The sequence below is a fragment of the Streptomyces sp. TG1A-60 genome (assembly GCF_037201975.1).
Lineage (GTDB): Bacteria > Actinomycetota > Actinomycetes > Streptomycetales > Streptomycetaceae > Streptomyces.
Genome location: NZ_CP147520.1, coordinates 6,624,729 through 6,637,691 on the forward strand (window position 1 = coordinate 6,624,729; position 12,963 = coordinate 6,637,691).

Consider the following 12,963-nt stretch of genomic DNA (forward strand, 5'->3'; position numbering starts at 1 on the left):
GACGGTATTGATGATTGAGCCCGTATGGCAAGACCTACTATGAGACCTCACATTTTCGTCGTTGTGTCCCTTGCTTGGCCTCCCGAGCGGATTCTCCCCATCCGCTTCAATAGCCGGTCCGCAGGTTCGAACAGTTCGGGTCGCGCCACCACCGTGTTCCGCAGCACCCGGACCGGAGCTCGCCGAGCCCGGTGCCCGAGCGCCACCGGATGGCGTCGGGTGACCCATCCCTCCGACACGGAGATCTCCCGGGTCTTCAGGGAATCCTTGTACTGCTTCTGCCCCCGGCCCAGATCCAGGTAGGCGATGCCGTCGGCGGCGCCCTCCTCGGCCATGTGCAGATGCAGGAGCAGGCCCGGCGAGAATCGCGCGAACGCCGGGTCGTACGCCGGGAACCAACAGGTCAGCACCCGCTCGGAGCGCAGCCCGAAATGGGCCGCGATCGGCTTGTCGTCGGCGTACAGCACCGACAGCTGGCCGGCGAAGGAGTCGGAGCGGGTGTGGAAGAGCCGGTGCGTGAGCCGGGTGATCCACGGGTGCGCGAAGCGGTCACTGCGGCCCGTTCGGCGGTACTGCGCGGACTTCCAGTCCATCAGGGTGCGCAGCGCCCTCGGGTCGCGCTCGTCGTGCACGTAGCGCACCTCGTGCACGGCGCGGCCGAGTCTGCGTTCCTTGGCGAACGTCGACCGGACGAACTTCGGTGAGCGGGCGCGTAGTTGGCCGAGATACGCCTCATAGCCCTCTTCCAGGTCCATGACCGGTGACGGGAAGGTGTCGGTGACGTGGGCCGCGAAGGGCGTCTGGCCCTCCGACAGGTGGTCGAACTCCCACACGGCGAGTCCGCAGGCCCGCAGCAGCTCCCGGGCGTCCCAGGTGAATCCGGGGCGGTGGACCACGCCCTGGCAGTCGGAGAGGCCGAGGCCGATCGCCCTGCCCACCCCGACGGCGGTTCTCTGGTACGGGAAGAAGGCCGCCGGCTGGCCGTCCTCCCGTACGACCGCGATCCGCACCCCGCGCCGGCAGCGGCCCACCGCGAGCGCGAACTCCGGTGACAGGAACGGGTTCGCCAGCTCGGGCGCGCCGTGGAGATGAGCCTTCGACTGCAGAGCGGTCCACACCGCCCGGTCGGCGGCGGTCAGTTCGCCGGGGCGGTACACACTGATGTCCACGTCTCAGGTCCGTCTTCTCTCCGTACGGCCGCGCAGGCGCCGTACCAGGCTCGGCAGGAGGACGAGCGAGCTGATCACGGTCACGGCCGTGATCCCACCGGTCACCGACCACGAGTGGGTGGCGATCAGGCCCTGGGCGACGAGGAGGTTCACCGCGATCGCACCCGCGAGGGATGCCACGACACGGCCGAACGGTTCCAGTCCGCGCAGTGCGGCCCCGATGGCGGCTCCTGGCGCGACGAGGAGGAAGAGCAGGGTGAACGGGCCGCGCAGGACCGAGTCCGCGTCGGTGAACGCGAGCACCGCGCCGACCCCAGCCACGGCCGCGGCCACACCCGCGAGCAGTGGTCCGCCACCTTCTGACAGGGATGGCTTGATACGTATGGTCTGCATTGGCGACTTTGCCCCCTGAAGCGCCGGATGCCGGGCTTCAATGTCGCTCAGCGGACGCGGGGCAGTCAAGACGCGGTGCGCGACCGCGCGCCGATTTGTCACGCGGCGGCAAAGAGAGGGGCCGCAGGAACGAGGTTTCCCCGGAGGCGTCACGCGCTTCCGGGGAAACTCGCGTTCACAGGGGGGTGGTCGCCGTTACGGGACGATCTGCAGCAGTCGGTTCGGGGAACCGGAGCCCGCGCTGGTGACCTTGCCGGTGACGGCGCCGGCGGTCAGTGCCGAGGCGACCTGGGCCGGGGTGGCCGAGGTGTGGCCGGCCAGGTAGACGGCGGCGGCGCCCGCGACGTGCGGTAGCGAGGGTTGAACGCGGGGCGTGCGTTCCGTTGGGAGCGGGAAAGTATTGACATGAACACTTCCGATCAACACGCGTAGTTGCTACGACGGTTGAGGCAGAGATCCTGCTAAAGGGAGGTTCCATGAGACGTTCCCGACTTACGGCATACATGACCTCACTCGTCCTCGCCGTCGGCACCGCCCTCACCGGGGCCACGACGGCGCAGGCGTCCCAACAGGCCGCCGCCACCGGCTATGTGGCGCTCGGCGACTCCTACTCCTCAGGTGTCGGAGCGGGCGCCTACATCTCCTCCAGCGGCGGCTGCAAGCGCAGCACGAAGGCCTACCCGTACCTCTGGGCCGCCGCCAACGCCCCCTCCTCCTTCGCGTTCACGGCCTGCTCGGGCGCCCGAACGGGTGATGTTCTCTCCGGTCAACTGGGACCGCTGGGCGCGGGCACCGGGCTGGTCTCGATCACCGTCGGCGGCAACGACGCCGGGTTCGCCGACGTGATGACCACCTGCGTGCTGCAGTCCGACAGCGCCTGCGTCTCGCGCATCAACACGGCGAAGGCGTACGTCGACTCGACGCTGCCCGGCCAACTGGACAAGGTGTACTCGGCGATCAGCGCGAAGGCACCGGCCGCCCATGTGGTGGTGCTCGGTTATCCCCGCCTCTACCGGCTGGGCGGCACCTGCCTGGGCCTGTCCCAGGCCAAGCGGTCCGCCATCAACAACGCGGCCGACTATCTGAACACCGCGATCGCCAAACGCGCCGCCGACCACGGCTTCGCCTTCGGCGACGTCCGCCCCGCGTTCACCGGGCATGAACTGTGCTCCGGCAGCGCGTGGCTGCACGGTCTCAACCTGCTGAACACCGGCGACTCCTACCACCCGAAGGCCGCGGGGCAGTCGGGCGGATACCTGCCGGTGTTCAGGAGCGCGGCCTGACGGCCCCGTCGAGGGCTCCGGCTTCGTCCTCGTAGCCGTCGGAGTCCTCGGGGTCGTCCGAGTCGGAGGGGGAGGAGGCCCCGCCCGTGGTCGGGGCCTCCGTCTCGCAGGTCACCGAGAACGCGACGGAATCGGACTTCGCGCGCACCGGGCCGCGCACCTCGACGCCGATCTCGTCCGCGTGGCTCCCCGACGTCGAGACGACGACCCGGTCCTGCTTGGTCCTCTCGCCGCCGGACGGGAACGACAGCGTCTTCCAGCCGGTGTCCTCGACCTCGCCGTCCCGCGCCACCCAGCGGTAGTCGACTTCCACGGGGACCCTGCCCACGGTGAACGTCGCGGTGAAGGTGGGCGCCTGCCCGTCCGGCGGCGGACAGGCGCCCACGTAGTCGGTGTTGGCGCCCTCGACCGTCACCTCGACGGACTGGGTGGGCGGCTCGCTCGTGGTCCCGCTGCCGTCGGACGGGGCCGAGGGGGTGTCGCCCTCGTCGCTCGGGGTCTCGCCGCCGCCCGTCGACTCGCCCGCACCCCCGTCACCGGTCTGTCCGCCGGTGCCGCCCGTCGTGCCCGCCCCACTGGTGGTGTCGGCGTCACTCCCGCCGCCGTCACGGGTGATGAGGGCGTACGTCAGCCCGGCGATGGCGAAGGCGACCGCGGCGATACCGGCGATCAGGAAGACGAGGGCGCGACGGTCGCGGTCCGGCCCGGCGGCGGGCACCGCCGAGGGCCGGGCCGCGGCGGCCGGGGCGGGACGTGGCGGGGTCGGGGGGCCGTACCGGTGCGCGTCCGGATCCGGACTCCCGCTCGCGCCCGGACTCGGGAAGGCGGCCACCGTCGGGCTGTTCGGGCCCGAGGCGGCCGTGTCGGCGCGCGGGGTGCCGCCCGCGCCGATGATCCGCAGGTCCTGCTCCGCCCGCTCGGTGGAGATCCGCTCGGCCGGATCCTTGCGCAACAGCCCCTCGATCACCGGGGCCAGCGGGCCGGCCCGGAGCGGCGGCGGAAGCTCCTCGTCGACGACCGCGCGCAGGGTGCTCAGCGGAGTGTTCTGCCGGAAGGGCGAGTTGCCCTCGACCGCCGCGTACAGCAGAACACCGAGCGACCACAGGTCGGACTCGGGGCCGGGCGTACGGCCCAGCGCGCGCTCGGGGGCGAGGAACTCGGGGGAGCCGATGACCTCGCCGGTCATGGTCAGCGCGGAGCTGCCCTCGACCATGGCGATGCCGAAGTCGGTGAGGACCACCCGGCCGTCGTTGGACATGAGCACGTTGGCCGGCTTCACGTCCCGGTGCAGCACGCCGGCCTCGTGCGCCGCGCGCAGGGCGGCCAGCACCTCGGCGCCGAGGTGCGCGGCGCGCTGCGGGGAGAGCGGACCCTCGGCGTCCAGGAGATCGGCGAGCGAGAGCCCGCGCACCAGCTCCATCACGATCCACGGGCGGCCGTCCTCCATGGCCACGTCGTACACCGTGACGACGTTGCGGCTGGCGACCCGGGCCGCCGCCCACGCCTCCCGCTCCAGACGGGCGTACATCCGCTCGACGTCGGAGGCCGGGACACCGCCCGGCGCCCGTACCTCCTTGACCGCGACCTCACGGTGCAGCACCTCGTCCCGGGCCCGCCACACGGTTCCCATGCCGCCCTCGCCCAGCGGGGTCAGCAGCCGGTAGCGGCCGGCGATCACACGTTCGCTGCCTGGCTCTCCGGACACGGACATCCCCCATCGGTCGCACCCGCCTGAAATCTCCACTCCGTGCGATTTCTTGACAAAAGTAGCTCAGCCGAGGGCGGATGCCGCCCCCCTGAGCACCAGACCGGCCCCCAGAGCGACGACCAGCAACGCCGAGGCCAGCGGTACGGTCCGGCGCACCAGTGCCGCCGTCGGCCCGCCGAGCCGGCCCTCACCCTTGTCCAGCACCCGCGTCGCCCAGCCGCCCGCCTTCACCACGGCATACCCGGCCGCCGTCAGCGTGAGCGCGAGGCCGATGCCGTACGCCAGCACGAGCAGCAGCCCGAACCACGCCTTCCCCAGCGCCGCCGCGCCGACCAGCACGACCACGGCCGACGGGCTCGGCACCATCCCGCCCGCGAAACCGAGCAGGATCGTGCCGCGCAGGGTGGGCGCGGTGGGGTGCGTGTGTGTGAAGCCGCCATGGGTGTGGGTGACGCCGCCGCCGAAGAGGGAGCGCTTCGGGGTGGGGGCGCCGCTGTGCTCGCGGCTGTGGTCGTGGGCGTGACCGTGTGCCCTGGCCGGCGCGTGCTCGTGGGTGTGCGCCTCGACCGGCGTGTGGGTGTGCGCCCGCGCCTGGGCGAGCACGAGTTGGCGCTCGCGCGCGTGGTCGTGGGAGTGGCCGTGCCCGTGGTGGGGCTCGTGCTCGTGGTCATGGTCATGGTCATGGTCGTGGCTGTGCCTCTCCGTACGCCCGTGCCCGTGTTCATGGCGGTGCTCGTGGCCGTGTCCGTGCCCCGGCGTGAGCGCCGGCTTGCGGTTCAGCCACGCGCGGCGTGCGAGCGTCAGGCCCGCCGCCATCACGAAGAGGCCGCTCGCGATGCCCAGCCAGGTGATCACGGACGGAGCGGCGGCCGACCCGGCGAGGACGAGGAGACCGAGGGCGACGACGCCGAGGGTATGGGTGACCGTCACGGACGCGGCCATGGGCAGGACGTCGCGCATCCGGGCCCGGTCGCGGGCGGCGGCCGTCGCGGCCATCAGGGTCTTGCCGTGGCCCGGGCCGAGGGCGTGCATCGCGCCGAGGAACATGGCGATGCCGAAGGCGAGGGCGCCGAAGCCGAGGGTGAGGTCGCGGCTGGAGACCAGGTCGTCGAGGGCCCGGGTCCAGCGGTCGGCGCCGCGTGGGAGGACCGAGGCGCCGGGCGCGTCACCGCGCTGCTCGGCCAGCGCGGGGCCGCCGGGCCGCACCTGGAGCGAGGCCGTCGCCGTGTCCTCCGGCGACTGCAGCAACTCCTCGGGGTAGCTGCTGAGTTCCCGGGAGATCGACTCCTCGGGAACGTCCGACCCGGTGAGGGTCATGCCGTCGCCCCGGGCGGTGACCTCGCGCCAGCCGGGACCGGAGTCCACGGCGGCGTGGAAGCGTACGTCGGCGGCGCGGTCCGGCAGCGGAGCCGTCAGCCGGCACTCCACGCGCAGCGTCTTCAGCCCCGCCTGGCCCGGCCGCTCCTCGGCCCGGCTGGACCTGAGCGTCACCTCGACGGCACGTCCGTCGACGGTGACCTCACTGCCCTCGGTGGCCGTCTCGCACCGTTCGCGGGCCCACTTCCCGCTGCCCTGCCGCTCGATGGCGGGCTCGGCCTGGGTCGCCGGGATCTCCGCGAGGTCCTCGACATGGAAGATGCTCAGCTGCCCGTCGGCGGCGACGAGGCCGTCGTACCGGTTGACGGTGAAGTTGCCGAGCGGGTGGGCGCTCGCGGTCCCGGCGGGGACGAGGACGAGCGCGCAGACGGCCGGGAGGACGGCCGCGCAGGAGGCGAACACGCGCCGGGGGGACTTCACTTGCCGGCCTCCAGAGCCTTCAGGGTCCTACGGGCCTGCGCCGCGCCGAGCGGCGAGAATCCGGGGTTGAGGTCGAGCGCCGCCCTGAGCGAGGTCCGGGCGTCCCGCTCGTCGCCGGCCGCGTACTCGACCATGCCGCGGTGGTACAGGAACGTCGCGTCCTGGTAGCCGGTGGCCGTGGCGCGGCGGGCGTACGGCAGGGCCTCGGCGTCGCGGCCGTTGACGTGCAGCGCCCAGGCGAGGGCGTCCGCCGTGTGGACCGTCTCCCGGCGCTTCCACTCGGCCTCGGCCGCCCGCAGCGCTGCCTTCTCGTCGCCGTGGTCGGCTGCGGCGAGCGCGGTGTCCAGGTCGGCGTTGACACCGTTGGAGCGGGCCAGGGCGGTGTAGGCGTCCACCAGCGTGTACTGGTCGCCCGCCCTGGTCGCGTCACCCTTCGCCTCGTACAGCTCGCCGAGCACGACGAGCGGTCCCGGCAGCGGATGGGCGGACACGACCTGCTCCAGGCCGCGGATCGCCTCCGCGCCGTCGCCGCTCGCGGCCTGGGCGCGGGCGCGGCCCTCCAGCGCGGGAAGGTAGGTGTCGTCGGCGCCGAGAGCGCGCGCGTAGTGGTCGAGGGAGGTCTTGTGGTCGCCCTGCTTCCAGGCGAGCTGGCCGAGCTGGGTGGCCACGTAGGCGATGTCGCCGCGGGTCGCCGCCGAGTCGAGCGCCTGCTCCAGCACACGCCGGGCGGTCTTCACGTCGCCGCGCAGCTCGTGCACGTAGGCGTACCGCGTGAACACGGGGATGCCGGGGCGCCGGGTGTCCGCCAGCCGCGCCGCCTTCAACGCCTCGTCGTAGCGGCCGAGTTCGACCAGGGCGTCGATGCGGCTGCACAACGCCCGTTCGCTGTAGGGGTTCTCCTTCAGCGCCCGGTCCGCGTACCGCAGCGCCCCCTCGAACTCGTGACGTGCGGCGGCGAGCGCGGCGAGCCCCGCGAGCGCCGGGTCGTTGTCCGGCCGCAGCTCCAGCGAGCGCTCCAGGGCCTTCTCGGCCTGCGGGTAGCGGGAGGGGTCGCCCTTGACGCGGGCCTGCTCGACGTACGCGAGGCCGAGCGTGGACCAGGAGCCGAAATCCTTCGGCTGTTCCTTGAGATGGGCCTGGAGCCGGGTGACCGCCGAGTCGAGGTCACCACGGGCGAGCTGTGCCGCCGAGACCCCCGGCGAGGTGGACGCGGCGAGCGTCCGGTCCTCGTCCCGGGCGCCCAGGGCGACCGCGAACCCGGTGAAGGCGACGGCCAGCGCCGCCGCGCACGCGGTGAGCCGCAGCAACCGCCCCCCGGCGGACGCGGGAGCGGGACGGCGGGCGGGCTCGGCAGCGGGCTCCGGGCGGGGCCCGTTGCCGGACGCGGTGCCGGTCGCCGGGCCGGACTCGGCGATGTCGCGCCGGTCGTCCCCGGAGGTCCCCTCGTCGGGACGCGGACGCCCGTCCTGCGACGCGCTCTCGTTCGTACGCGGGGACATGCCCTCTCCTCAACAGCCGTGCGTGGTGCGGTGGTGGTGATCGTGGGGCGCGGCCCGCGCCATGGGGATGGGTACGAGCGGGCCGCGCCGGTCGGTGGGCCGGGCCCGCTGAAGGGGCCCGGCCGGGGCGGACTAGTAGTACGCCCGGTCGTTCATCCGGCGGCGCCACCACAGCAGACCCGTGCCGATGAGCAGGACACCGGCCGCGCCGGCACCGGCCGAGGTCGCGATCAGCGTGGTGTCGTCGGTGCCGCTCTCGACACCGGTGCCGAGGGCGCTGCGCACACTGTTCGTGGTGTTGCCCTCGACGGTCTTGCCGCGCGAACCGGCCGTCGGCAGACCCACGTACGGGAAGGACTTGCCGAACTTCTTGTCGTTCTTGTCGACCGCGTCGCCCAAGTCGTTCTTGGCGCCGAGCAGTTCACCCTCGACGACCTGCAGTGCGATGTCGATCACGTCGTCGGTGAGCCGGCGGCCGTTCGGGAAGCCCTGGTTGTCGCCGTCGAGCACGCCCAGCCGCTTCGGCTTCTTGGTGGGCTCGATGGAGGTGTTGAGGCGCAGCTGCTCCGACGGGGTCACGTGCGGGGGCTGGTTGAGGCCCTCGACGCCCTTCAGGAAGACGTCGACGAGGTCGTTGCGCGGCTCCTCGGGCGCGGGGATCTGGTAGATCGCCTCGATGAGCTTGGGCAGCTCCGGCTCGGTGACGTTCTTCAGGAACTGCGCGTCGTCCACCGGCGAGGACGCGTTGAACGTGTCCTTGTCCCTGATGGGGTTGACGACTTCGTTGACCAGCGGCATGCCGAGGCGCGACACCTGGTGGAACCGGCCGTTGGCGCCCTTGCGCTGGGTCGTCGACCAGATGCCCACGATCGGCTGGTCCTCGGACTCAACGAGCGCCTCGCTCGGCACCTGCAGGGCGATGGAGTTGACGTTGTACTGCTTGAGCGTGTCCCGCCCGACCTCGGAGAGGTCACCGCCGTACAGCAGGTCGAAGACGCGCAGGTCCAGGAAGAACGGGTCATCGGCCTGGCCGGCGTACGTCGTCACCCCGCTCGCGGTCTTGTAGACGGCGTCGTCGCGCAGCTTCTTGTAGTTCGGCATCGACGCCTTGCCGACGTTCGACGGCGCCACCCGCACGTCGTCCGCGAGCTTCGTCTTGGAGACCGCGCGCCGGTTCTTGAGCTTGATGAGCTCGATGTCGTACGTCTGCGTGATGTTGAGGTCCGGGTCGTCGAGGCTCTCCACGACGCCCGTGTTGTACAGGAACGTCTTGTCGTTCTTCGTCTTCGTCTCGAACGTGTAGCGGAAGACCAGGTCCTCCTGCGCGTCGCCGTCCTGGTCGACGCGGATGTCGTACTGCGCGTCCTCGGCGAACGTGAAGAAGTTCGGTCCGCCCGCCGGTTCCTCGAAGGGGATCCAGTTCGCGATGATCGTCGTCGTGTCCGGCTTGTCCGGGCTGACGAACGCGTACACGTCCGTGTTGTCGAACTGGGGCTCCCCCGAGATCAGCGGGGCCTCGCGATGGCTGGAGGCGGAGGCCGCCCCCGGTTCCAGCGCGGTGACGCCGGCGGCTGCGAGCCCTCCGGCGGCCAGCGAACCACAGATGAGGGACGCGACGCTCCTGCGCCCCGCGCCGCTCCTGGAAGTAGGTGTCATGCCGTCCGTCCTCTGTCCAACTTGCCTGACGAACGCCATTCGGAGCGGTCGGCAGGGTGGATTGGTCGAATCCCAAACGTTCTTACGGCGCGTTTGACAGGTTGTTTCAGCGCGGAGCGCGATTCGTCGATCGGGATCTCGTCCCACCCGGTGCGGTCGCATCCGGGCCGACCGGATCCGTCGGCGGGCGACCCGCGTTTCGGGCAGGCTGATCCGTACCCCCATCCGGAGGTGGGTTCGTTGCGAATGCCTTACGCGCGGGGATGGCCGTGCTCGGCCGGAGGCGAGGGGGAGCCAGTGGAGGCGGACAGGCTGCTGGTCCGGGTGGCCGGCGGCGACCAACGGGCCTTCGAGGACCTGTACGCGGTGGTGTCCGGCCCGGTGTTCGGGCTGGTCCGCCGGGTCGTCCGGGACCCCGCGCAGTCGGAGGAGGTGGCTCAGGAGGTGCTGCTCGAACTCTGGCGCTCCGCGGGCCGGTTCGACCCCGCCCGGGGCAGCGCCCTGTCCTGGGTCCTCACCCTCGCGCACCGGCGCGCGGTGGACCGGGTGCGCAGCGCCCGCGCCGCCACCGAGCGCGAACGGCGCGAGGGGCGGCGGTCCCACCTCACCGCCTTCGACCAGGTCACCGAGGAGGTCGAGGCCGGACTCGAACGCCAGTGGGTGCGCCACTGCCTGGAGAAACTCACCTCCCTGCAGCGCGAGTCCGTCACCCTCGCCTACTACGACGGTTACACCTACCGTGAGGTGGCCGAGCGGCTCTCCTGCCCGCTCGGCACGGTCAAGACCCGTATGCGCGACGGACTCACACGGCTGCGCGAATGCCTGGGAGGAGCCGCATGAGCGCCCTGAACGGCCGGCCCGGGAGAGGTGCCGCGTGAGCCTGTTCCGCCGCGAGGACCTCCACTCGCTCGCCGCCCCCTACGCGCTCGACGCCCTGGAGCCCGACGAGCGGCGCCGCTTCGACAAGCACCTGGAGCGGTGCGACCGCTGCCCCGCCGAGGTGCGGGCCCTGTCCGAGGACGCCGTCCGCCTCGCCTGGTCCACGGCCGCCCCGGCACCGGCCGCGCTGCGCGACCGCGTCCTCGCCGCCGTACGCGACACTCCGCAGGAGGCCCCGGCCCAGGCGCGCCCCCAGCAGCATCTGCCGCCGCATGTCTGGGGGACCGCCCCGCCGCCGAAGACGCGCGCCCGTGCGCCCCGGATGCGCCCTTTGTTCGCCCCGCTGGCCGCCGCCACGGCCGCCGCCGCGCTCGTCGTGGCCTCCCTCTTCGCCGTCCAGGCGGACCGCGCCCGGGACCAACTGGAGGCGGAGCGCGCGCAGGCGAGTGAGATCGCCCACGTTCTCGCCGCCCCGGACGCCCGCGTGAGCGGTGACCGGGACGCGGAGGGCCATGGAATCGGAGTGATCGCTTCCGCCGAGGAGGGGAGTGCGATCGTGACCCTCAGCGGATTCGAGGACCTCCCGGACGGCCGGGTGCATCAGCTCTGGCTCATGCGCCCCGACGTGCAACCACGCTCCCTGGGTCTCTTCGACGGCGACACGCCCGTGGTCGCGAACGGGATGGACTCCGACGCGACGTCACTCGCAGTGACCGTTGAACCCGACGGTGGATCACCGCAACCCACCAGCCAGCCAGTTGTCCAACTCGCCCTGGAATCGGTAGGATTCGGAGAGTAATCAGCAACGACCCCGCGGGGTAGGTGAATACCAGGAGCGTGATTCCCGAGTGCTCCGACGGGGCGATATGGTTACGCTGCCCGGGCCGGGTGGACGCGTACGGGTGGGGAGTGACATGGAACAGATGACAGTGCGCAGGGCGCGAGTCCCTGCGATCACCTGCGGGAGCAGCGCGACCAGTTCGCGTCTCGACCGCCATCTCTCGGTGCTGAGCGGCCCGGCGGTTCCGCAGCGCGAGACGGCCGAGGCGACCTCGCTGATGCGCGAAATAACGGCACGTTCCCCGCACGAGCGCCGTGACAGCAAGAACACGCGCGTCGGCCGGGTCTCGCTGTTCGCCCCCCTGAAGAGGCTGCGCCGCTCGCTGTTCGGCAGCCGCTAGCACCCACGGCACCAGCTTTCCCGGCAGAGGGCACGCTCTCAGGCGACCACACCACCCCGGCGCAGCGCCGCGCTCCCGTCGTCCGTCATCCCCGCGGCACGCGGCAGTGACCGGCGTGCTCCCCGAGCGCGGGCACCACTCCCGTCCAGGCCTCGTCCCCGCCGCTCTTCCTCACAGCAGCGTGAACTGGCCCTCCGGGCCCTCCTCGTGGTGGTCCAGTACCGAGGCGGGTCTGCGGGTCGTGTCCGGCACGGGAAGGACGCCCGCCTCGCGCAGCATCGCCGGCGTGATCGGCCTCTGGATGGTCAACGCGGCCTGTGAGGGGCGCAGTTCCGCCAGCAGGGCCAGCACGGTGATCAGCTCCAGCAGCTCCGAGGTCCAGGGCTGCGGCCAGGTCGTCGGGCGTACCGCCTCCAGCGTGCCCGGCTCCGCCGGTTCCGTGCGGCGGGCGAACCACTCCTGCAGGGCGCGGACTCCGCCGACGTGGAAGTCCCAGGCCTCGGCCGGCACGGGGGAGATGCGGCCCTCGTCGATGAGCAGGGCTTCTTCCCCGGGGTCGTAGCGCAGTTCCAGAGGGCGGGAGGGGAACGGGGCGCGGACGTAGGGGCGGCGGCCCCCGGGGAGCTTGGGGCGGTCGCCGTTTCGGCGCATGAGCCAGAGGGTGCGGCGGCCCAGTCCGACACCGTGGTCCCAGGTCTCGGGGTCGGTGGTGAGCGGGACTTCGATGCCTCGGGGGCCCGGACGGGCGGCGACCAGGAACCAGGCGAGGACGTCGAGGGGGTCGACGGGATCGGTGCCGAGGCGCTCGGCGAGGTGCTCCGGCAGTCCCGGCGCCAGGTTCGGTTCCTGTCCGCCGGGCCGTCGGTACAGCGGGCGGACACGGCCGATGCGGGGGCCGTGTGGCGGGGTCAGCGGCAGGACGGGAGAGGCGAGGAGGAGGGGGCCGGACGGCTCGGGTGTGACCGACTGTTCGACGACGAAGACCTGGTGGTCGTCCGCCACACGCCACAGCTCGGGTCGGGCGGAGTCGATCAGGCGGTGGTCGGGAAGGAGCCACTGCTCGTCGAAGGGGGCCGCCAGGACCCGCACGGGCTCGGGGCAGGGGCCCGACTCGCGGGCCAGCCGGCCGGTGCCGCCGGACCGGCCCGGCAACTGGGGCACCGCCGAGGCGAGGGTGCGCGAGCGGGTGGGAGCGAACAGGGCCTCCCGGTCCGGGCCCTCGGCCTTCAGCAGGGCGCGCCAGCGGGCTTTCAGGGAGGCCGTGTCGGGGGCCGTCGGCCACCCCCGGCCCAGCCGCGGCGGTGCGACGGACCACGGCATGAGGTCCGCGAGCAGCGGAGCGTCGTCGGGCGTCACGCCGGGCATCGTACGGCCTGGGGGGTGCTGCGAGTCCACGCA

General features: G+C 72.3%; 11 protein-coding genes and 1 pseudogene. 4 read left to right on the forward strand and 8 right to left on the reverse strand.

Annotation, left to right across the window (positions count from 1 at the left end; genetic code table 11):
• Positions 1 to 47: 47 nt before the first annotated feature.
• The 3 genes and pseudogenes from WBG99_RS28960 to WBG99_RS28970 all read right to left on the reverse strand — a co-directional run.
• Complete coding sequence (locus WBG99_RS28960) at positions 48 to 1,169, reverse strand: GNAT family N-acetyltransferase (RefSeq protein ID WP_338899115.1); 1,122 nt, start codon at positions 1,167 to 1,169, stop codon at positions 48 to 50.
• A gap of 3 nt (positions 1,170 to 1,172) precedes the next feature.
• Entirely contained in the window at positions 1,173 to 1,562 is a 390-nt protein-coding gene (locus WBG99_RS28965; protein ID WP_338899116.1) for a hypothetical protein, read from the reverse strand.
• Between the two features lie 195 nt (positions 1,563 to 1,757).
• A pseudogene (locus WBG99_RS28970) lies at positions 1,758 to 1,913 on the reverse strand (S8 family peptidase); the annotation flags it as partial.
• A 125-nt stretch (positions 1,914 to 2,038) separates the two neighbouring features.
• Here WBG99_RS28970 and WBG99_RS28975 point away from each other — a divergent pair.
• Positions 2,039 to 2,845: an SGNH/GDSL hydrolase family protein gene (locus tag WBG99_RS28975; protein ID WP_338899117.1), complete on the forward strand. Its 807-nt coding sequence runs from the start codon at positions 2,039 to 2,041 to the stop codon at positions 2,843 to 2,845.
• Here WBG99_RS28975 and WBG99_RS28980 read toward each other — a convergent pair.
• The 4 genes from WBG99_RS28980 to WBG99_RS28995 form a co-directional block, all read right to left on the reverse strand.
• On the reverse strand, positions 2,829 to 4,556 hold the full coding sequence (locus WBG99_RS28980) for a serine/threonine-protein kinase (protein ID WP_338899118.1): 1,728 nt from the start codon (positions 4,554 to 4,556) through the stop codon (positions 2,829 to 2,831). The two genes, WBG99_RS28975 and WBG99_RS28980, sit on opposite strands and share 17 nt — an antisense overlap.
• A 60-nt stretch (positions 4,557 to 4,616) precedes the next feature.
• Entirely contained in the window at positions 4,617 to 6,350 is a 1,734-nt protein-coding gene (locus WBG99_RS28985; RefSeq protein ID WP_338899119.1) for a nickel transporter, read from the reverse strand.
• Entirely contained in the window at positions 6,347 to 7,849 is a 1,503-nt protein-coding gene (locus WBG99_RS28990; protein ID WP_338899120.1) for a tetratricopeptide repeat protein, read from the reverse strand. The genes WBG99_RS28985 and WBG99_RS28990 overlap by 4 nt, the downstream gene beginning before the upstream one ends.
• A 132-nt stretch (positions 7,850 to 7,981) precedes the next feature.
• Positions 7,982 to 9,505, reverse strand: coding sequence for a DUF4331 domain-containing protein (locus WBG99_RS28995; protein WP_338899121.1), 1,524 nt, complete (start codon positions 9,503 to 9,505; stop codon positions 7,982 to 7,984).
• 297 nt (positions 9,506 to 9,802) lie between these two features.
• Between WBG99_RS28995 and WBG99_RS29000 the strand changes: the two genes are divergently transcribed.
• From WBG99_RS29000 to WBG99_RS29010, 3 genes are all read left to right on the forward strand, one after another.
• Positions 9,803 to 10,345: a sigma-70 family RNA polymerase sigma factor gene (locus WBG99_RS29000; RefSeq protein ID WP_338899122.1), complete on the forward strand. Its 543-nt coding sequence runs from the start codon at positions 9,803 to 9,805 to the stop codon at positions 10,343 to 10,345.
• A 34-nt stretch (positions 10,346 to 10,379) separates the two neighbouring features.
• Positions 10,380 to 11,183 (forward strand): anti-sigma factor, encoded by an 804-nt coding sequence (locus WBG99_RS29005; protein ID WP_338899123.1) that lies wholly within the window; start codon positions 10,380 to 10,382, stop codon positions 11,181 to 11,183.
• Positions 11,184 to 11,298: 115 nt separating this feature from the next.
• On the forward strand, positions 11,299 to 11,565 hold the full coding sequence (locus WBG99_RS29010) for a hypothetical protein (protein ID WP_338899124.1): 267 nt from the start codon (positions 11,299 to 11,301) through the stop codon (positions 11,563 to 11,565).
• 171 nt (positions 11,566 to 11,736) lie between these two features.
• Here the strand turns inward: WBG99_RS29010 and WBG99_RS29015 are convergent, their stop codons facing one another.
• A complete protein-coding gene (locus tag WBG99_RS29015) occupies positions 11,737 to 12,930 on the reverse strand; it encodes a type ISP restriction/modification enzyme (RefSeq protein ID WP_338899125.1) in 1,194 nt (397 codons plus the stop codon).
• Positions 12,931 to 12,963 lie beyond the last annotated feature (33 nt).